Here is a 19952-nt window from a genome sequence, read left to right as displayed (position 1 = left end):
ACGTATGTTTTGGAGATCAAGATGATGGGTAACACAATTGTTGCCGATTTGCTGCCGCAATCTCTACCAGATCAGGCTGCTGCTGTGCGTTCACGCAGTGATGAGCCTGTGCTGGAGTTACGCGATATTAGTAAGCGGTTTGGTGGGGTGAAGGCGCTAACCAATATGCAGGTAAAAGCCTTTCCTGGGCAAGTAGTTGCATTGATTGGTGAAAATGGTGCCGGTAAATCGACGCTAGTCAAAATTCTTACGGGTATTCATAAGCCTGATGGCGGCCAATTGTTATTAGATGGCCAAGCACAACGGTTTAGTAGCCCTCAAGCAGCCATGAAAGCAGGCATTACCGCCGTTCATCAAGAAACCGTGATGTTCGATGAATTAAGCGTGGCAGAGAATATCTACATTGGCCATCACCCGATGGTAGGCACGCCTGCCCGTGTGGATTGGGCAAAAATGGAGACAGATGCCGAAGCCTTGTTCGAGCGCCTAGAAGTGCGGATGAACGTGCGTGCAAAAGTCAAAGAACTGAGCATTGCACAACGCCACTTTGTTGAAATTGCCCGTGCGCTTTCTCAGCACGCCCGCATTGTGATCATGGATGAACCGACCGCAGCGCTTTCGCAAAGAGAAATCCAAGAGCTTTACCGGATTATTGATCAGCTAAAAGCAGCAGGAACGGCTGTGATTTTCATCTCTCACAAGTTTGATGAAATTTTCCGTGTGGCAGATCGTTATACCGTGCTCCGCGATGGCGAATTTGTGGCAGAAGGGTCGATTGCGGATATCTCTGAACAACAATTGATTGCCATGATGGTGGGTCGAACTATTGCCCAAGTATTCCCTAAGGAAGATGTGCCGCTTGGCGACACCGTGCTGTCTGTGAACGGTTTCTCCCATCCGACCGAATTTGATGATGTCAGCTTTCAATTGCGCAAAGGCGAAATTCTCGGCTTTTATGGTTTAGTGGGGGCAGGGCGAAGCGAGGTAATGCAGGCGGTATTCGGGTTAACTAAACCCAGCCGTGGCAGCATCGAAATCAATGGCAAAAAAGTGGTCATTAAATCAGCGGAAGAAGCTATTCGTGCCGGCATCGCTTACGTTCCAGAAGATAGGCAACATCAAGGTGGTTTGATGTCGATGTCTATTTTGCACAATGTCACGTTGCCGCTATTAGAGAAAATGGGCTTTTGGCTATTAGGCAAAAAGCGAAAAGAACTCTCGATTACCCGCGATTACACCCACAAATTAGAGCTAAAAGCGGCGCACTTTGGGCAGTCGATCTCTGAACTTTCTGGTGGCAACCAGCAAAAGGTAATTTTGGCCAAATGGCTAGCCACCAAACCTTCGGTGATTATTCTCGATGAGCCAACCAAAGGGATTGATATCGGTTCGAAAGCCGCGGTTCATCGCTTTATGAGCGAACTGGTTGCTCAAGGCCTATCGGTGATTTTGGTATCTTCCGAACTTCCTGAAGTCATGGGGATGTCCGATCGAATTATCGTGATGCACCAAGGGCAAGTCGTGAAGGAATTTGCACGAAGCGAAGCAACCTCCGAAGCTATCGTGGCTGCGGCATCAGGAGTAACGCATGACTAACTTTATTCATCAGCGTAAGCGCGAGCTGATTTTAGCCTTACTGATTGCGCTATTAATTGGCTTAATTGGTGTTCGTGCGCCCATCTTTTTAACCCTAAAAAGTATGGATAACCTCGTCACAGACATGTCAATTTTGCTCATGTTAGCGTTAGCGCAAATGCTAGTCATTGTGACAAGAGGGATTGATTTGTCCATCGCGTCCACCTTGGCGTTAACCGGCATGATGGTCGCGTTGCTTAACCACCATCACCCCGATATTCCGGTACTGGTTTTATTGGGAATATCTATTGTATTGGGGGCTGCGCTTGGGCTAATTAATGGCGTATTAATTGGTGTGTTCCGCCTACCGCCCATTGTGGTGACATTGGGCACCATGAGTGTCTACCGCGGCTTAACGTTTGTTTTCTCTGGCGGTGCTTGGGTATCGTCAAACGATCTGAGTAAATCCTTTATCGAGTTCCCGCTATCTAGATTCGGCGGTGTGACAGCGCTAGTATGGCTAGCCTTACTCTCTTTAATTGTTGCAGCGTGGGTTGTGAAGTACACCCGCTTTGGTCGTGAACTCTTTGCGATTGGCAATCATCCCTCTGCTGCCAGATTAGTCGGCATTCGCATTCCCGCGCGCTTAATTGGTGTGTATACCTTATCAGGGATGATGGCAGGGTTGTGCGGGTACTTGTGGGTTGCACGCTATGCCGTCGCGTTTACCGAAATTGCTTATGGATTTGAACTCAATGTGATTGCGGCCTGTGTGATTGGCGGTGTGAGCATTGCAGGTGGCGCGGGGACGGTGGTGGGGGTGGTGTTAGGCTCGCTCTTTTTAGGGGTGATTAATAATGCCTTACCGATTATCCAAGTGTCCCCATTCTGGCAAAGCGCGATCACTGGTACGGTGATTCTGGTGGCGGTGTTAGTCAATGCGCGTGGTGATAAACGCGGTGGTAAGCAAATTCTACCGTTACATTTTCGTTCCGCCAGTGCAAAAGGCTAAGTAAAGAAGAGGGGGAGACCCTCTTCCTGCTGTATAAAGAGTACGCAGTACGACACATATAAATAAGTCGATCATGGCACGCCCTGAATCGATATAAAGAGGAGTTCAACATGACCAGTCGTTATCAAGTTGAAGATCGCGCAGCCCACTTCTGGAAAGAGCTTTTTAAGCGCTGGGAAGTCTTGTTGTTGGGCATTTTTGTGATGATCTTTGTCTTCAATAGTCTGCATTCCGATCACTTTTTAGACCCATACAATTTGGCCGATAGCACCTTTAACTTTAGTGAAAAAGCGCTGCTGGCCCTACCCATGGCATTACTGATTATTTGCCGGGAGATTGATCTTTCTGTGGCCGCCATTATGGCGCTGTCGTCTATGGCAATGGGACTCGCGAATCAACATGGGCTATCTGCCTATGAATTAGCCGCTATTGGTATTGGTACGGGCGTCCTATGTGGCCTCATGAACGGGGTATTAGTGACCAAATTTCGCTTGCCTTCTATTGTGGTGACGATTGGAACGATGTCGCTATTTCGCGGTATTGCGAGTGTGGTACTGGGGGATCAAGCCTTCACTAACTACCCGACTGAGTTTGGCGAATGGGGGCAGGGCTATGCGTGGGGAATTATCCCTAAAGAGTTCATTGTGTTTTTAGTCGCCATTGTAGTGTTCTCTTTATTGCTACATGCCACGACGTTTGGCCGTCGCTTATTTGCGATTGGCAATAACCCTATCGCGTCACGTTTTACGGGTATTCGGGTAGAGCAACATAAGCTATTTCTCTTTGTGTTAATGGGCGCGATGGCCGGGCTTGCTTCTGTGCTACTCACCGCGCGTATTGGCAGTACTCGTCCAAATATGGCGCTAGGCTGGGAGCTTGAAGCCATCACCATGGTCATTTTGGGGGGCGTCAGCATTGCCGGTGGTATCGGCACCATGCTCGGCGTGGTGATTGCAATTTTCACTATGGGGATGGTGACCTACGGTATGTCGCTAGACAATATTCCCGGCATCATCATGACGATCTTGGTCGGCTTTTTATTGTTGGTCACCATTACCGTACCAGCAGTGCTCCGTCTTGGCACTGTGCGAAAGGAGTGATCATGGAGCAAATCGCTTTTCGCATGCAGTTGCATCGAGGTCAATTAGCCGAATATAAGCGCCGACATGATGAGATTTGGCCAGCGTTGGTAGACCTCTTAAATGCTGCAGGTATTCGGGATTACAGCATCTTTTTAGATGAACCAACCCATCTACTATTTGGCGTATTACGACGAACAGATGATCATCAGATGGATGCCTTGCCGCTTCAACCGATCATGCAAAAATGGTGGGCGTACATGCAAGATATTATGGATAGCCATCCAGACCACTCTCCGGTGTCTGTTCCGCTGATTCCTGTCTTTCATCTGGATTAATCATGTCACTGATCGCAGTTTTTGATATTGGCAAAACCAATGCCAAGTTGACGGTGACCACTCGTTCCGGAGCGGTACTGCTTGAAACCAGAACACTGAATCACGTTGTGCAGACGGGGCGTTATCCCCATGCAGACGTAGATGGCTTATGGGCGTGGTTATGCCAGACCTTGCAATCCTTTTCTGATCGACTAGCGATTACCCAATTTGTAACCACGACACATGGCGCAACGGCCGCCTTGATTGGTGATGGGGAGTTGGTGTTTCCTGTGATGGATTATGAATGGGGGATAGAGGACGAAGCGCTTTACGCAAATGAGCGCCCCAGTTTTCAAGAAACTTGCTCGCCTAAACTACCCGCAGGGTTAAATCTAGGACGGCAAATTGCATGGCTCGCCAATACCCAACCAGAAGCATTCGCACAGGTTACGTCTATTCTCATGTATCCCCAATATTGGGCGTGGCGACTCACTGGGCATGCGGTAAGTGAAGTCACCTCTTTAGGTTGTCATACCGATTTATGGACGCCGAGCACTGGTGATTTTTCTAGTTTGGTCGCAAAAAAAGGCTGGCGGCATTTGTTTCCTCCTTTAGTAAGTGCCAATACCGTGGTCGGCACAGTGTTGCCGACGGTGGCTTTAGAGACAGGGTTAGCAGCACACTGCGAAGTCATTGCGGGCATTCATGATAGTAATGCGTCTTTACTGCCGTATTTGTCTGCCTCAAGCAAGGGGGAATCACTCACTGTCCTTTCCTCTGGAACTTGGCTCATCATGGCGAATATTGGCGGCGATGTCTCATGCATTGAAGAATCTGCAGACATGCTTGCGAATGTAAGTGCCTATGGGCAAGCCATTGCCTGTGCACGCTTTATGGGGGGGCGAGAGTTCGCTGAAATTGCCGGGCAATCACTTTCCCCTTGTGCAGAAGCAGACATTTCTCGGCTAATCAGTGAATCGATTTTCGCTTTACCTGCATTTGCCGAAACGGGTGGGCCATTTATGGGTAAATCCGGAAAGATCACGACAGACCGGGTACTTTCAGCGGAAGAAAAATACGCGCTAGCCACACTTTATTTGGTGTGCGTGACGCACTATTGTTTGCAAAAGCTGGGTAGCCAAGGTCGCCATGTCATTGAAGGTGGTTTGGCGGGTAATCCCTTCTTTGCCGCACTGCTTGCGGGCTTAGACTCGTCAAGACGTGTTTACTGTTCTGATGATCTAGCCGGTACAACGGGGGGCGCCTTGTTACTCTGTCAGACAGACAATATACCTATTAAGCAGCTGCGTGAAATTGTTCCAACCTTATCGGATGCTATCCAAGCCTATTATGACGTGTGGCTAGAAAGTGCACTGGCACATTGAATTCCACTTGAGGAATCGCGAACCCATCATGGGCATGAGAGGGCGCGTTTTTTAACCGGGCAAATTGCCCGGTTTTTTTCGTCTAGTACCTAGAGACGAATCTGAGTATTTGACACGTCAAACGACTCGTATTACAGTTTAGTTATGAGTATTTATTCAAAAAAGAATAAGTACCGCGCCGATTTGACACAGCTTGCCGGCGCGCAATAAATGGGGCTAAAGCGTTGGAATGGACTCAAAAAACCCGCCGCGCTTTCTATAGCCCGGCGGGTTTTTGCTTTTTAACCGCTCGTTTATCTACGAGTAGGAGAATTCATGTCACAGTCTATCGAAAACGATTCTGTCGGCATTGTGGTGCCACAAGTTGCCCATTTTGACGAACCGCTAGCGTTAACTAGCGGTAATACACTAGCAAACTACGACCTTGTGTATGAAACCTATGGCAAGCTAAATAGCGATGCTTCGAATGCCATCTTAATTTGCCATGCTTTGTCTGGCCATCAGCACGTAGCGGGTAAACACCACGCGGATGATAAGCAAGTTGGCTGGTGGGATAATATGATTGGCCCAGGCAAACCAATTGATACCAATCGCTTTTTTGTGGTGGGTTTAAATAACCTGGGTGGATGTCATGGTTCGACAGGTCCATCTTCTATTAACCCTGAGACCGGTCTACCTTACGGTTCACGCTTTCCGGTGGTGACAGTAAAAGATTGGGTCGATTCTCAAGCCAGATTATCAGATCGTTTAGGCATCACTCAATGGGCGGCTGTTGTGGGTGGTAGCCTTGGCGGAATGCAGGCATTAATGTGGAGCATGAGCTTCCCAGAGCGGATTCGCCATGCAGTGGTGATTGCGTCTGCGCCCAAACTATCTGCGCAAAACATTGCGTTTAATGATGTCGCCCGTCAGGCAATTTTGACGGACCCTGATTTCCATAATGGTGACTATTACCAGCATGGCGTAGTGCCAACACGTGGTTTGCGTCTTGCTCGTATGTTAGGCCACATTACCTATTTGTCTGACGATGGAATGGGTGAAAAATTTGGCCGTCTGCTGCGCAATGAAAAGTTCAAATATAGCTTTGATGTCGAATTCGAGATCGAGTCTTACTTGCGTTATCAGGGCGATAAATTTGCCGGTTACTTTGATGCGAATACCTACCTGCTAATGACCAAAGCGCTGGATTATTTCGATCCTGCAAGGCGGTTTGGAGAAGGCAATCTTAGCCGGGCGTTGGCACGTGCAAAAGCCTCTTTCTTTGTGGCCGCATTTGATTCAGATTGGCGTTTTGCCCCTGATCGCTCTAGAGAAATTGTAAAAGCATTGGTCGATAACCGTTTACCAGTGACTTACGCAGACATTGAATCGGCACATGGACATGATGCCTTCTTAATGAAAGATCCCCAGTATTTCGCCGTGATGCGTCGTTATATGGATCGCATTTACCGAGAGGTAGCATGATGGCAAACGTCTCATTAAATATTCGCCCAGAATTCAAACAAATTGCCGAACAAATCAAAGAAGGTAGTCGCGTGCTCGACTTAGGTTGCGGCGATGGTTCTTTGTTGGCCTACTTGCAGCAAACCCGAAAAGTAAGTGGCTACGGGGTCGATCGGGATGACGACAATATATCTGCTTGTTTAGATAATGGTGTGCACGTCATTCAAAGTAACCTAGAGTCAGGGCTTTCTATGTTTGAAAGCGACTCGTTTGACTACGTGATTTTGAGCCATACCATTCAAGCGATGAAAGATGTGGAAGGGATTTTGAAAGAAATGTCTCGCGTAGGAAAAGAGTGTATTGTGTCTTTTCCAAATTTTGGTTTTTGGGATAATCGCCGTCAGTTAATCCTAGGCAGAATGCCGGTGTCCGATCTGATTCCATACCAATGGTACGATACGCCGAACATTCACTTTTGTACGGTCAAAGACTTCCATCGCCTATGCACGCAACTTGGTTTTCATGTGCAGGATGTACGCCCTTTACACAATGGCGAACGCGTTCCATTCTTAGCTAATTTATTAGCCAGTTTGGCGATTTTCCGATTTACCAAGTAACGCAAATACCTGAGAGTTGCTGCTATGCCTACTATTGCAGATTTTAAAGCGGTATCGTTAGCCGGTAAGCCAATTGATTTGGCCGAGTATCAAGGCAAAGTAGTGTTGGTGGTTAACACGGCGAGCCAATGTGGTTTTACACCGCAGTATGCGGGGTTAGAGGCGCTTTATCAGCAGTATCATGCAAAGGGACTAGAGATTCTCGGGTTTCCATGCAACCAATTTGGGAAGCAAGAACCTGGCAATGCATCCCAAATTGGTGCTTTTTGCCAAAAGAACTATGGCGTTAGCTTCCCTATGTTTGAGCGAATTGATGTCAATGGGCATGCCACTATCCCGCTTTATCAATGGCTAAAGAAAGAAGCAAAAGGGATATTCGGGCAGCCAATTCGCTGGAACTTTACCAAGTTTTTAATTGGTAGAGATGGCAAGGTAATTCGGCGATATGCGAGTTGGACAAAGCCAGAAAAAATGGCCGCAGATATTGAGAAGTTATTGGGCTAGTTTGGCTAACTTGTTGATTAGTTAGCCAAACGGTGCCGGTCACGATTTATTGTTAGCTGATTGTTCGTCTTTTAAATTGTACTTTTTTACCTTATCAAACAAGGTCGTTTTTGCCATTCCTAATGCTTGGCTAGCTTGGGTTAAATTACCCTGATAATGTGCCAGCGCATCTCTAATTAACGCTTTCTCAAACGTTTCTACTGCTTCTGAGAAATTCTGAGGCCCCGTTTTTTCTGGGATTTCAGTGCTTTTAAAGAGAGGCAACCCGAGCGCGACGCGCTCTGCCACATTTTTTAATTCCCTTACATTGCCTGGCCAATCATGCGTTTGCAGACTCGCGATCATCGCGCTATCTGTCGCAGGTACTTCTCTGTCAAAACGCAGTGAGGATTCTGCCAAAAAGTGCTCGAACAAGAGGGGGATATCTTCTTTTCGCTGACGAAGTGGTGGAATGGCGAGGGTTGCTACATTCAGCCGGTAGTATAGATCCGTCCGGAAAAGACCTGCTTTACTATGCTGTTCCAAGTCTTCTTTGGTGGCGGCAATAATACGGCAATCGACAGGAATCGATTGATTCGAGCCTAGGCGTTCTAAGCGTCTATCTTGCAGTACGCGCAGTAATTTAATTTGTAGCGCGATGGGCATCGTTTCAATTTCATCTAGAAACAACGTGCCTTGATGCGCATGCTCGATTTTACCAATCCGTTTTTTACCTGCCCCAGTAAATGCATTGGCTTCGTGCCCAAAAATCTCACTTTCAAACAGGCTTTCCGGTAAACCGCCGCAGTTAAGAGGCACAAACGTGTGTTGTTTCCTACGGCTAAAGTCATGCAGGCTACGTGCAACTAATTCTTTACCTGTTCCTGTTTCGCCTTCAATCAATACATTGGCGTCGGTATCGGCAAGGTTCGCAATCATTTTGCGCAAAGATTGCATCGCGGGGGAGTGGCCGATCAAATAGGCTTCGAGGGGTTTTTCATGCAACTGCTGACGTAAGAAGCTAACTTCTAATGCTAAGCGCCGCTGTTCCATTGCGCGTCTTGCCACTTCAATTAAGCGTTCAGGTGAAAATGGTTTTTCAATAAAGTCATACGCACCATCACGCATGGCATCCACCGCCATGCTAATTGCCCCATGTCCGGTAATGAGTACCACCGGTAAGGTGGCATCAATTTGCCGAATACGTTTGAGTAGCTGCAAGCCGTCCATGCCGGGGAGTCGAATATCAGAAACGATAATCCCTGCAAAAGTATTGCTAATCATCGGCAGGGCTTCTTCTGCAGACGTTGCCGTTAGCGTCGGAATATCCTCTAAAGCAAAGGCTTGCGAACAGCCAACTAATACATGAGGATCATCCTCAATAATCAGCACGCTTAGTGGACTGGTACTCATGTGACTTTCCTATCAATGAAGGGTAACGACAAAGATTACTTCAACAGGGTGAATCGGACCCTCGTTTATGATTCGTCAGACTGATGAATGTCTAGCGTCAGCGTAAAGGCTGCACCACCCGTTGGGATTTGCTCTGCACTTAATTTGCCACCCACCGCAGCCGCCAAGCTTGCCGACAAGGTGAGGCCCAATCCTAAACCATGAGGTGCAGGCTTGGTGGTGAAAAATGGCTGAAAAAGGTTATTCAATGCTTCGGTAGATAAACCACTACCATTATCTGCTACCGTTAAATGCAATTTTTCGTTGTCGATCTTTGCAGAAATAATGAGCCTTGGCGTGTCTGTCGATTGCATTGCATCGATCGCATTACCAATCAAATTGGTCAGAATTTGCTCAAGGCTAGTTTGATCAATATTGAGGATCACATCTTCATTGAGATTATCCTGAACAACAATCACCCCTTCTAACCGTGGTTGAAGCAGCAGCCAATTTGCATCTAATGCGCGTTTTAAGCTAGATGTGCCATGCTTGCGTTCAGGTTTTCTCGCAAAAGCACGTAAGTTCGCAGTGGTTCTACCCATTCGGTCCACCAACTCATTAATCATCTGTAAATTGGTGGTGACCACTTCCTGGTTGCCGCGTTCGAGAAACCGAATGCTGTTAGCGGCAATGGTTCTTAGTGCAGCTAAGGGTTGGTTTAGCTCGTGTGCAATACCGGTAGACATTTGGCCTATCGCGGCCATTTTACTTGCTTGAACTAATTCATCTTGCGTCTCACGCAAGTGTTGTTCGGCGGCCATTCGCGATTCCACTTCCGCCATCAACTGTAAGTTTGTTTGTTGCAAGACTTCTGTGCGCTCGGTAATGCGCTGTTCTAGTTCGCTATTGGCTTTTCGTAACGCTTCTCTGGCAGCTAATCGCGCGCGAATCACTTTGCGTCGTTCATTCCAAGCAATCAATAAAATAGAGAAGCAGGCAAATAAGGTCGCCGCCAAAATTGCATTACTGATGGCATCATCTTTTACCGAGTCAAGTGGAACTAGCAGGGTAAATCCCCATGGCGTCCCTTGTAATTGCCTTGTTTGTGCAATATAACTAACCGGCCGGTTACCTTCCGTCTTATCGCCTTTTAGCACCAAAATTTCGGCATGATGCCCAATTGGCTCTCTAGTAATTGGCGCTAAATCTAAAAGCGCTTGCCAATAATATTGCAAGCTTCTTGCCAATGCTTCGCGCTTGGCTGGCGAAATCGGGTTAATTGCTTTTAGTTTTAAGGCAGGATCAGAAGATAAAATAATGATGCCGTTGCTATCGGTCACAAACGCATGTAACCCTGCTTTTTGCCAGCGTTCTTCTAGTGCTTCTAACTTAATTTTGGCTACACCCACCCCGACAATTCGGTCTCGGTATTTCAGTGGGTGAGAGAGGTAGTAACCCGGTTCGCCTACCGTAATTCCTATCCCATAAAATCGACCGGGAGTCCCTTTAATGGCATCTTGCCAATAAGGGCGAAAGGATAAATCCTCATCTAGATAACTATCCTCATCATCCCAATTGCTCGTCGCTAGCACGCGACCCGTTTGGTCTAACACATAAACCACTCGGCTACCCGCTCGTTGGTTTAGTCCTGACAGATAGCGGTTTGCTGCCTCACGTGTTTTGGGTGAGGGAGACATCAAAATATCTTTGATGGGCTGCTCTAGTTCAAGAATAGAAGGCAAAAAGGCATATTTGCCCATCTCGCTTTCAATTCCCTTTGCGTGAAACTGTAATTGTTTTGAGGCACTTTCCTGCAGCGTATTAATGCCATGCTGCATGCTCAAATGAAAAGTAAGCGCACCTATACAACCCATTAAAAATAGCAGTAATGCAATTTTAAAAAGGGTAGCTCGGTTTAAAAATACGCTATGAGACTTCAGTGGCATGTCGCTATCTATTCCTCCATGCCGGAAACGATCATTTAAGTCGTCATCCGGTTCGGAGAAAAGCATAACCGATCTTTTGGTGACTTGCTGAGCAAAATCAATGAGATCAGGTTTAGAGGACATGCGGTTAGCCCTGCTTAACAATGGGGAATGTCGTTAAGCAGGGCACTCCTGTGGGTTAGTGTTGAAGGATTTTGGATAAGAATTGCTTCGCACGGTCTGAACGTGCTTCTGCATTGCCAAAGAACTCTTCTTTTGCGCAATCTTCTACAATTTGACCTTTGTCCATGAAAATAACGCGGTTTGCCACGCGACGTGCAAAGCCCATTTCATGCGTCACACACATCATGGTCATGCCTTCTTGTGCCAACTCCACCATTACATCCAATACTTCATTCACCATTTCCGGATCAAGCGCTGAGGTCGGTTCATCAAATAACATCGCGATAGGGTCCATCGCTAACGCACGTGCTATCGCTACACGCTGCTGTTGACCACCAGACAATTGACCAGGGAATTTATGTGCGTGCGCTTTCAAACCCACGCGGTCTAGGTAACCCAAGCCTTTTTGTGTTGCTTCCTCTTTGCTACGTCCCATTACCTTCATTTGTGCAATGGTTAAGTTGTCAGTAATGCTTAGGTGCGGAAACAATTCAAAGTGCTGAAATACCATCCCGACACGTGCGCGTAGTTTTGGTAGGTTGGTTTTCGGGTCAGCAATCGAGATGCCATCGACAACAATGTCACCTTTTTGGAAAGGCTCAAGCGCGTTGACACACTTAATGAGCGTCGATTTACCCGAGCCAGATGGTCCGCAAACCACGACCACTTCGCCTTTACTGATTTTGGTATTGCAATCGGTGAGAACCTGAAAGTCGCCATACCATTTACTAATTTGTTTAATTTCAATCATTTGTAAATCCTTTCATTCACAGTTAACTAGCAGTTAACTGCTTAGCGAATAATGGCAATCTTTCCGTGCAAATATTTCACCGCTTTAGATAAGCTAAAGCTAATCGTGAAGTAAATAATTGCAACGCCGATATACATATCAACCAAGGTGTTATCTCGGTGCGCCACTTTATCTGCGGCGCCCAATAAGTCGGTCGCACCTACCACATAGACCAACGAGGTATCTTGGAATAGCACGATGGTTTGCGTGAGTAGCAACGGTAAGATATTGCGGAATGCCTGCGGCAAGATCACATAACGCATGTTTTGCGCAGGGGTAAAACCCATCGCTAGACCGGCGTTAATTTGGCCTTTTGGAATCGACTGGATACCCGCGCGGATAATTTCGCAGTAATAAGCCGCTTCAAAAATCGCAAAGGTGACATAGGCCGATTTATCCGCGCCCATTTGAACGCCGGTGATTAATGGCAGCAAAATGTAGAACCAAAAAATCACTAGTAACAATGGGATGGAACGAAACAGGTTGACGTAAGTAGACGCCGCGCCGCTAATCCAACGGTTATGAGACAACCTAGCAATCGCGAGAAACGTACCAAAGGTAATCCCCACTAACATGGCAAAGCCAGTCAGACTCAGCGAGTACTGCAAGCCTTCTAGAATGAAGTCACGCGAAATCCAGACATTTTCGAGATTAATTTCCATTATTTACCTCCCGAAATATAGCCCGGAACACGGGTTTTCTTCTCAATGAACGCCATTATCCTGTTCACACTAAATGCGACGATTAGGTAAAGCGCACTAACAATGGTCATGACTTCAATCGGGTTGGCTGGTGCATAGTCACCGGTAATCTGCTTCATTTGGAAGGTCAGTTCGGTTAGACCAATTGCCAAGGCAACGGCCGAGTTTTTGAAGATGTTCATAAACTCTGATGTTAGTGGCGGAATCACAATACGGTAAGCCATTGGCAGTAACACGTAGCGGTAGGTTTGCCCTAAGGTAAAACCCAATGCTAAACCTGCATTCTTTTGTCCTCGTGGCAACGCCAAAATACCGGTTCTTACTTGCTCTGCGACACGTGCCGCGGTAAATAGTCCAAGCCCAAACACGGCGGTAGAAAACTCAGGCAGCGGCATATCTCGCTTCATCCAGTCGCCTAGGGCGGTTGGCAATAGTTCTGGCAAGACAAAGTACCAAATAAACAACTGAACAATCAGTGGAATATTTCGAAAGATTTCTACATAAGCCGTTCCAATAAAGGATAAGGGCTTCGAGGGGAGGGTACGCAAAACGCCAATCAGTGAGCCCAGTAGAAGGGCGATCACCCATGCCGATAGCGCGGTCGCGACTGTCCAGCCTAGACCGGTAGCTAGCCACTGATAATAAAATTCATCAGATTCAGGGACTTGTTGTAAAACAACTCCCCAATCCCATTGATAAGTGCTCATGACAACTCCTTACCGTCTATCAAAGGACAGTAAATAAACTGTGGTGACGGCGGTGGAAGTAATTAATTAAGGCGGTTGCCTATTTTTTTATGAAAGGCAGGGTAAAAGGACTTTACCCTGCCTATTTAGTACATCATCACGTTAAAACAAATAGCTTTAACAGCGGATACTTACACGCCTTTGTCAGACGGGTTTGCAATCGCATTTTTCAACTCTGGGCTCATTGGCAAGTTCAGGTTGATATTTTTTGGAGGGATTGGGCTTAAGAACCATTTTTGGTAAAGCTTATTGATTTCACCAGACTTCATGACGCCTTTTAGGGTGTCATCCACTACCTTTTTAAAGGTTGGGTCATCTTTACGCAACATGATGCCGTATGGCTCTGCACGTAGTGTTGGGCCAACAATCGCAAATGCTTTTGGATTCTTAGAGTTGGCAATTAAACCTGCTAGCAAGATTTCGTCCATCACAAATGCATCTGCACGGCCTGTTTCAACCATCAAGAAGCTTTCTGCATGGTCTTTTGCATAAACGTTTTTCACGTCAATGCTCATGCCTTTTTCGTTTTTGCGGATTAGCTGATCTGACGTTGTACCAGTCGTCGTTACGACTGCTTTACCATTTAGGTCATCCAAAGAGTCAATCTTGGTTCCTGCTTTAACTACCATGCGTACTGGCGCCACGTAAGTTGCAACACCGAATGCAACCTGTTTTTGACGTTCGAGTAGGTTACTGGTTGAACCGCACTCTAGGTCAACAGTGCCGTTAGTCATTAGCGGGATACGAGTAGCAGAAGTCACTGGTACTAGGTTTACTTTCAAACCTGGCATGTTTAATTCTTTTTTCACCGCATCAACGATTTTGTAGCAAAGGTCCATTGAGTAACCAATAGGCTTTTGCTTGTCGTCTAGGTAAGAGAACGGAATAGAAGATTCGCGATGGCCAACGTTAATTACACCACTTGCTTTAATTTTTTGTAGTGTAGACGTTGCATCTTCAGCAAATGCAGTTGCTGAAAATGCACAACCAATAGCGGCCATCATGAGGGTTGCTTTGCGGAACATCATCTCTCCTTTTACATGCTGATGCACGTAGATGTGTAAGTGAATTAGATCAACCGTTTGTTGATCATCGTTGCGCTATTTCTAATGCACAAAGCGTGCCAGTCATCTGGTTGAAATATTTTGTATTTAAATTCAATTACTTAGTATATCTTGATTGCGAAAGATGTGACCTTGACTGTTCGGAAATCCGAATAATGGTGGCCAATCTGTTCGAACGTTCGAATAATTCTTTAATTAGCTTGTTTGATGTTTATTAAAAAAAAGCTACTATAAATTATGCTAAGCAATGTAAAGTTTTCCGGTATGATGCCGATCTATTTTTTGCTGCATGTTCATAATAAATATATCGCTCATCAAGAGATGAGCTAATCGTCCCCTGTTCAGGAGAATCCTAACAATGACTTCTATTCGCACGCGGGTAATTGTTTTTGTCTTAACTATTGTTGTACTGCTTTCTGCGTTATTTAGCGGGGTGGCGTATTACAAAATGCGCGAGTCGCTTGTTACTGGTGTGTATGCCGAAATTAATCAAACGGCAGCTGGTAAAGTGAGCTTTGTTTCTGAGTGGGTTCAGTCCCGCCAAAAAATCGTTGGGTCTGTATTGCCTCGTTTTGGCTCGGGTGATCTCAAGCCAATGCTAGATCAAGCCCATGATGCGGGTGGCTTTGATGATATGTACGTTGGGCAGCCTGATAAAACCATGACCCAGTTTAGTAAGGCGATTCCCGTCCCACCTGGCTATGATCCAACCGGTCGTCCTTGGTATAAAGCAGCAGAAGCTGCCAATGGCCCAATTGCCTCTGCACCTTATATTGATGCAGCCTCAAAACGCCCAATTATTACATTTGCCGAAGCACGCCGTGATGGCGGTAATTTGGTGGCGGTTGCTGGTGGGGATGTGACCTTGCAACGGGTCGTTGAAGAAATTATGTCAACCAAGCTTCCAGGTGAAGGTTATGCATTCCTAATCACTAAAGATGGTTCTGTGATTGCTCACCCTGCAAAAGATTCTGGACTGAAACAAATTAAAGAGGTGATTCCTGGTTTTGATTTAGCTCAGTTACCTGCGGATGGCAAAATCCAATCCATTAAAGTAAATGGTGATGGTGCTATTTCAGCCCTATATCCTGTCGGTAATACCGGCTGGTTATTGGGGGTGATGGTGCCGGAATCCAAAGCATTATCAGATCTAAATGAAATGCTGGTGCTGATGCTTGGCTTATTAGTGGTGGCCTGTGTGGGCGCAGGGATATTGGCTTACGGTGGTATTTCAAAAATGATGTCTGGCCTTGCTGTCATGCGTGATGCAATGAATGAAGTGGCCAGTGGAAACGGTGACCTAACTAAGCGTTTGCCAGTGAACTCTAAAGATGAAATTGGCCAAATTGCCGAAGCATTCAACAAATTCTTAGGTAGCCTTCGCCAAATGTTCTTGGATGTTAGACAGCAAAGCCAAGCGGTTGGCGAAGCCGCTGAACGTTTACATCAATCTGCTCAGGTCGTTCGTTCCTCTTCTACCCATCAGGCAGAAGCTGCAACCTCTACTGCTGCCAGCGTAGAAGAGGTGACGGTCAGTATTCAGTACATTGCAGATACGGTGAAAGACTTTGAGGCAACGGCGAATGAAACTGGCGCAGCAACCTCTTCTGGTGAGTCTTTGGTTCGTGATGTTGCGCGAGAAATTAGCCAAATTAATTCAAGCATTAACTCATTGGCAGACACCATGGGTAAACTTGGCGCGCAATCTCAACAGGTGGATACCATTGTTCAGGTAATTAAAGATATTGCAGAGCAAACTAACCTACTGGCATTGAATGCGGCAATTGAAGCGGCGCGTGCGGGTGAAATGGGGCGCGGTTTTGCTGTGGTGGCAGATGAGGTGCGTAAGCTAGCCGCTCGAACCGCACAAGCAACCATCGAAATTGGTACGATTGTTTCTGGTATTCGCACGGAAATCGATGCGGCAAGCAACAGTATGGTTAGTACGCGCAAACAAGTCGACCATGGTGTGGCGCTATCTGATAAAGCAGCTGAGGCGATTAGCACCGTGCATGGTGAAACTGCTCGCTTAATTACGGGCGTATCTGATATTGCGAATGCGACAAAAGAGCAAGCGGCTGCGAGTACGGATATTGCGCAAAACATCGAGCGAATCAGCAGCATGGTTCAGCACAACAGTAGTACGGTGGATGAAGTTGCCGATGCAGTTGCGCAATTGGAGCAATTGTCTGCTTCGCTACAATCCATTATTGGACGCTTCCATCTATAAGTAAGGTTGAATAAGCGCCTTGTGCGCAAACAATAAAAAGCTCATTAGGTCTTCTCCTGATGGGCTTTTTTATTTAGCATCTAAACGATCTTCAAGTTGCTATTTCTTTGCCGAAAGTCCCTATGCATATTTTACTCATGCCCGATTCATTCAAAGGTTCGCTAGCTGCTAGCGAGGTGTGTTTGGCGATGGAAGATGGAATAAAGCGGGCGTTGCCAACGGCAATGGTTACTGCGTTTCCAATGGCTGATGGTGGTGAAGGAACGATTGCGGTGACGCATGCTTCCTTTGGTGGCGAAATGGTGGAACTAGAAACCATTAATGCAAATAGTGAGCAGACCTTAGCACCTGTTTTGTGGCTAGATGCGGAAACTGTATTAATTGAGTCTGCAACGGTGGTCGGTTTGCCCAATGCTATTCCAGGTACGCTGTGGGATAGAACGACTTTTGGTTTGGGTTTGCTGATTAAAGAAGTTGTGAGTCTTGGTGCTAAAACGGTGTTGCTGGGGCTAGGTGGTTCGAGCACCAATGATGGCGGTGTTGGTCTGCTCATGGGAATGGGGGCAATCTTGACTGATGCGTCTAATGTAAGCATTCCGCCTACGTTAACAGGGTTACAGTCACTTTCCGCGATAGATTGGTCTCCGATTACTCAGCAATATGCCCATGTGCGGTTTGTTGGGTTAAGCGATGTGGAAAATCCATTGTGCGGCGAAATGGGCGCTTCAGCTATTTATGGTCCACAAAAAGGGTTGGCAAAAGACGAGATCGCGTCTGCAGATCAATTATTAGGTCATTTTGGACAATTAATGATCGCCAATGGATTATCCCCCGCGTTAATAAAGATGCCAGGGGCGGGCGCCGCTGGTGGCTTGGGGTTTGCGATTGCGGCATTGGGCGGCGAGCTAATTGGTGGTGCAGCATGGTTGCTCGCGCAACCAATCGTTAAGCAGGCGATGAAAGAAGCGGATTGGATTTGGACTGGAGAAGGTCGTTCGGATTTACAAACGCTATCAGGAAAATTGCCTTTGCAGGTGGCTAAGGAAGCAAGGCGTGTTAATAAGAAGGTGAGCTTGTTGAGTGCTTCGATTGCAGAAGACGCGCTAACAGCTTTATCCCAACAGTTTGATGGTTGCTTTAGCATTGCGCATGGCTGTCATGAACTAGATTACATGATCGCCAATGCGCCGCAATTACTTCAAAATCAGGCCTACCAGCTAATGCGCGTAAAACTAAGCAGTTAAGCAGATCACCTAGTGGGGCCTGAAAAGCATTAGCGCTGCTTTTCTTGCACGAGGACGATTAACGCTTTTTGGTAAAAGGTTTGTAGTTCAAGTATATTTTTCGTCTTTTTCGCGCTAGCTAACAGTGGCTCGAAGTATTCATTGCGTTCATTTGGGTAAACCGATAGCGCAGAAATAATCCAGCGTTTCGCTTCGGTTACTTGTCCCATTTGCGCTAGTAATATTGATCGGCGATACACAACGGATGCGTATGGGCGCCAGTAAAGTAATCGAGTATTTCTTGCTAATTTGCTTGCGACGTTCACTTCTTCAGAACTATCTAGATAGCTCAGCATTTGATCCGCTTCTAGAGAGACAAACGGATTCTTGACTGCTGCGGCCCCAAGTACTTTAGACTGATTGGGGTTGCTGCCAGATAGACTGTACCCTTCATTTATTTGTAGTGAGCCTTGGTACACCATGTAAGTGGCCCATCCCGTTGCTCCGACGCCGGCTATCCAGATAAGCGGTACGATCACACTAGGAAGAGTGATGGTTTTTACGGCTCTTTCTGTTGTGGCTAGCATGATCGTGAATGGAATCAATAAATACCAGTACCAAAGCGGAAACTCTAAATTGGAGTGGATAAATAAGACGGTTAGCCCACCCCAACAAAGAATCGTTGCTGCACTTTTTTCTGTTTTGATTTGCTGCAAGAACCAAGTCGCAAAGAGTAATACGGTGAGTAGTAGTCCGATCGACCCCGTTTCCGCCGCTAATTGGGTAAAGAGATTGTGCGAGTGGTCATACACCTTATCTCTGGGCACTTCGTTGTATGGGGGTAGTTGTTGCAAGATAAAGCTTTGGTAAGCGTAGCGACCAACGCCTACGCCATGAACAGGATGATGCGTCCACGTCTCAAAGCTTTTTTTCCATTCATCGGTTCTTAAGCGTTGGCTAGCAGAGATACCACCCGCTTCAATTCGGTTCAACGTAGAACGGTTAGTTACGCCTAAGAAATGGGAGGCCGTAGGGGGCAAGCTAAACTGGGCAACTAAGCCGACCAGCATGGCAACGACTACCGCAGAGGAGACTCGACGAGGTTCTGCGGTACGAATGAAAAAATACGATAGTGTCGAAATCCCTAGTACGCCAATTAGGCTTAAAAGGACGGTTCTAGAGCCTGTAAAGGGTAGCGGCGCACCGAAAAAGATGAGTGCCGCGAAGTAGGCGAGGTATCTCATCCAGCGTTGCGGAATGTGACTAAAGAGATAAATTGCCGATAACCAACTAATGAGTAACAAACTGCCAAAGAGGTTGGGTTGCCCGATCGCGCCATTGAGTTGTAAGCGGCTAAAGTTGCTGCAATGTAGGCAGCTAAAAAATTCCTCCCAACCGGTATAAGCGGTATAACCGCCCCCTAGTGTGAGCAGAATGGCGATGAAAGAGATAATGGATTTATTACCCGTGATCTTACTAAATTGCTGAACGGTAAGTGAGAGGGTAAATAAACCAATGAAGCTAAAAGTGGCTTGCCAAAGCGGCATGTAGCCCGGATCAGCAAAGCCAAGGGCAATACCTAATAAAGCACTTACTAGTGCGGTGTATAGGAGGGTCGGTGTAATCGCCAGCTTCATGTGGAGTAACCAATATCAATATTGGGCGGCAGTTTAGCATAGCTAAATTAACTGCTGTATCAAGAAACCGGCAACTCGTCACAGGAATGAAAATATTTTATTTGGCAGGTAGAAAAACAACAAACCCCAAGGCATGCCTTGGGGTTTGTT

General features: G+C 46.6%; 17 protein-coding genes. 10 read left to right on the top strand and 7 right to left on the bottom strand.

Features of this window, described 5'->3' with window-relative positions; genetic code table 11:
* The first annotated feature begins 21 nt into the window (after positions 1-21).
* The 8 genes from LIN78_RS07275 (at position 22) to LIN78_RS07240 (ending at position 7932) form a co-directional block, all read left to right on the top strand.
* Positions 22-1596, top strand: a complete 1575-nt coding sequence (locus LIN78_RS07275; protein ID WP_227180016.1) for a sugar ABC transporter ATP-binding protein — start codon at positions 22-24, stop codon at positions 1594-1596.
* A complete protein-coding gene (locus tag LIN78_RS07270; protein ID WP_227180014.1) occupies positions 1589-2587 on the top strand; it encodes an ABC transporter permease in 999 nt (332 codons plus the stop codon). Before LIN78_RS07275 ends, LIN78_RS07270 begins: the two co-directional genes overlap by 8 nt.
* 110 nt (positions 2588-2697) lie before the next feature.
* Positions 2698-3687, top strand: coding sequence for an ABC transporter permease (locus tag LIN78_RS07265; RefSeq protein ID WP_227180012.1), 990 nt, complete (start codon positions 2698-2700; stop codon positions 3685-3687).
* A 2-nt stretch (positions 3688-3689) separates the two neighbouring features.
* Positions 3690-4004 carry an L-rhamnose mutarotase gene (gene rhaM, locus LIN78_RS07260; protein WP_227180010.1) on the top strand — a complete coding sequence of 105 codons (315 nt, stop codon included), beginning with the start codon at positions 3690-3692 and terminating at the stop codon, positions 4002-4004.
* Between the two features lie 2 nt (positions 4005-4006).
* Positions 4007-5368 (top strand): FGGY-family carbohydrate kinase, encoded by a 1362-nt coding sequence (locus LIN78_RS07255; protein WP_227180008.1) that lies wholly within the window; start codon positions 4007-4009, stop codon positions 5366-5368.
* A gap of 315 nt (positions 5369-5683) precedes the next feature.
* The gene (metX, locus tag LIN78_RS07250; RefSeq protein ID WP_227180006.1) at positions 5684-6832 is read left to right on the top strand and encodes a homoserine O-succinyltransferase MetX; all 1149 of its coding nucleotides are present in this window, start codon (positions 5684-5686) and stop codon (positions 6830-6832) included.
* On the top strand, positions 6829-7428 hold the full coding sequence (metW, locus tag LIN78_RS07245; RefSeq protein WP_308443952.1) for a methionine biosynthesis protein MetW: 600 nt from the start codon (positions 6829-6831) through the stop codon (positions 7426-7428). The genes metX and metW overlap by 4 nt, the downstream gene beginning before the upstream one ends.
* A gap of 24 nt (positions 7429-7452) precedes the next feature.
* Positions 7453-7932, top strand: a complete 480-nt coding sequence (locus LIN78_RS07240; RefSeq protein WP_227180004.1) for a glutathione peroxidase — start codon at positions 7453-7455, stop codon at positions 7930-7932.
* Positions 7933-7971: 39 nt separating this feature from the next.
* Here the strand turns inward: LIN78_RS07240 and aauR are convergent, their stop codons facing one another.
* From aauR to LIN78_RS07210, 6 genes are all read right to left on the bottom strand, one after another.
* Entirely contained in the window at positions 7972-9324 is a 1353-nt protein-coding gene (gene aauR, locus LIN78_RS07235) for a two-component response regulator AauR (RefSeq protein WP_227180002.1), read from the bottom strand.
* 65 nt (positions 9325-9389) lie between these two features.
* Positions 9390-11372 (bottom strand): sensor histidine kinase, encoded by a 1983-nt coding sequence (locus tag LIN78_RS07230; RefSeq protein WP_227180000.1) that lies wholly within the window; start codon positions 11370-11372, stop codon positions 9390-9392.
* Between the two features lie 55 nt (positions 11373-11427).
* Entirely contained in the window at positions 11428-12162 is a 735-nt protein-coding gene (locus tag LIN78_RS07225; protein WP_227179998.1) for an amino acid ABC transporter ATP-binding protein, read from the bottom strand.
* A gap of 41 nt (positions 12163-12203) precedes the next feature.
* Positions 12204-12863: an amino acid ABC transporter permease gene (locus LIN78_RS07220; RefSeq protein WP_227179997.1), complete on the bottom strand. Its 660-nt coding sequence runs from the start codon at positions 12861-12863 to the stop codon at positions 12204-12206.
* Complete coding sequence (locus LIN78_RS07215) at positions 12863-13609, bottom strand: amino acid ABC transporter permease (protein WP_227179995.1); 747 nt, start codon at positions 13607-13609, stop codon at positions 12863-12865. Before LIN78_RS07215 ends, LIN78_RS07220 begins: the two co-directional genes overlap by 1 nt.
* Positions 13610-13779: 170 nt before the next feature.
* Complete coding sequence (locus LIN78_RS07210) at positions 13780-14676, bottom strand: transporter substrate-binding domain-containing protein (protein WP_505744254.1); 897 nt, start codon at positions 14674-14676, stop codon at positions 13780-13782.
* A 394-nt stretch (positions 14677-15070) separates the two neighbouring features.
* On the opposite strand from LIN78_RS07210, the gene LIN78_RS07205 reads away from it, so the two are divergent.
* Complete coding sequence (locus LIN78_RS07205) at positions 15071-16942, top strand: methyl-accepting chemotaxis protein (protein WP_227179991.1); 1872 nt, start codon at positions 15071-15073, stop codon at positions 16940-16942.
* A gap of 137 nt (positions 16943-17079) precedes the next feature.
* Complete coding sequence (locus LIN78_RS07200) at positions 17080-18186, top strand: glycerate kinase (RefSeq protein ID WP_264474536.1); 1107 nt, start codon at positions 17080-17082, stop codon at positions 18184-18186.
* Positions 18187-18215: 29 nt separating this feature from the next.
* Here LIN78_RS07200 and LIN78_RS07195 read toward each other — a convergent pair whose 3' ends face one another.
* Positions 18216-19802 carry a PglL family O-oligosaccharyltransferase gene (locus LIN78_RS07195; protein ID WP_227179988.1) on the bottom strand — a complete coding sequence of 529 codons (1587 nt, stop codon included), beginning with the start codon at positions 19800-19802 and terminating at the stop codon, positions 18216-18218.
* Positions 19803-19952: the final 150 nt, after the last annotated feature.

This window comes from Leeia speluncae (assembly GCF_020564625.1).
Taxonomy (GTDB): domain Bacteria; phylum Pseudomonadota; class Gammaproteobacteria; order Burkholderiales; family Leeiaceae; genus Leeia; species Leeia speluncae.
This window is presented reverse-complemented; position numbering and strand designations above follow the sequence as displayed.

Bases quoted from the DNA above. Each gene is read 5' to 3' on its own strand.
- LIN78_RS07215 (WP_227179995.1), bottom strand. From the start codon at position 13,609: ATGAGCACTTATCAATGGGATTGGGGAGTTGTTTTACAACAAGTCCCT.
- LIN78_RS07265 (WP_227180012.1), top strand. From the start codon at position 2,698: ATGACCAGTCGTTATCAAGTTGAAGATCGCGCAGCCCACTTCTGGAAA.
- LIN78_RS07240 (WP_227180004.1), top strand. From the start codon at position 7,453: ATGCCTACTATTGCAGATTTTAAAGCGGTATCGTTAGCCGGTAAGCCA.
- metX (WP_227180006.1), top strand. From the start codon at position 5,684: ATGTCACAGTCTATCGAAAACGATTCTGTCGGCATTGTGGTGCCACAA.
- LIN78_RS07220 (WP_227179997.1), bottom strand. From the start codon at position 12,863: ATGGAAATTAATCTCGAAAATGTCTGGATTTCGCGTGACTTCATTCTA.
- LIN78_RS07205 (WP_227179991.1), top strand. From the start codon at position 15,071: ATGACTTCTATTCGCACGCGGGTAATTGTTTTTGTCTTAACTATTGTT.
- LIN78_RS07200 (WP_264474536.1), top strand. From the start codon at position 17,080: ATGCCCGATTCATTCAAAGGTTCGCTAGCTGCTAGCGAGGTGTGTTTG.
- rhaM (WP_227180010.1), top strand. From the start codon at position 3,690: ATGGAGCAAATCGCTTTTCGCATGCAGTTGCATCGAGGTCAATTAGCC.
- LIN78_RS07270 (WP_227180014.1), top strand. From the start codon at position 1,589: ATGACTAACTTTATTCATCAGCGTAAGCGCGAGCTGATTTTAGCCTTA.
- LIN78_RS07275 (WP_227180016.1), top strand. From the start codon at position 22: ATGATGGGTAACACAATTGTTGCCGATTTGCTGCCGCAATCTCTACCA.
- LIN78_RS07210 (WP_505744254.1), bottom strand. From the start codon at position 14,676: ATGATGTTCCGCAAAGCAACCCTCATGATGGCCGCTATTGGTTGTGCA.
- LIN78_RS07255 (WP_227180008.1), top strand. From the start codon at position 4,007: ATGTCACTGATCGCAGTTTTTGATATTGGCAAAACCAATGCCAAGTTG.
- LIN78_RS07225 (WP_227179998.1), bottom strand. From the start codon at position 12,162: ATGATTGAAATTAAACAAATTAGTAAATGGTATGGCGACTTTCAGGTT.
- LIN78_RS07230 (WP_227180000.1), bottom strand. From the start codon at position 11,372: ATGTCCTCTAAACCTGATCTCATTGATTTTGCTCAGCAAGTCACCAAA.
- LIN78_RS07195 (WP_227179988.1), bottom strand. From the start codon at position 19,802: ATGAAGCTGGCGATTACACCGACCCTCCTATACACCGCACTAGTAAGT.
- metW (WP_308443952.1), top strand. From the start codon at position 6,829: ATGATGGCAAACGTCTCATTAAATATTCGCCCAGAATTCAAACAAATT.
- aauR (WP_227180002.1), bottom strand. From the start codon at position 9,324: ATGAGTACCAGTCCACTAAGCGTGCTGATTATTGAGGATGATCCTCAT.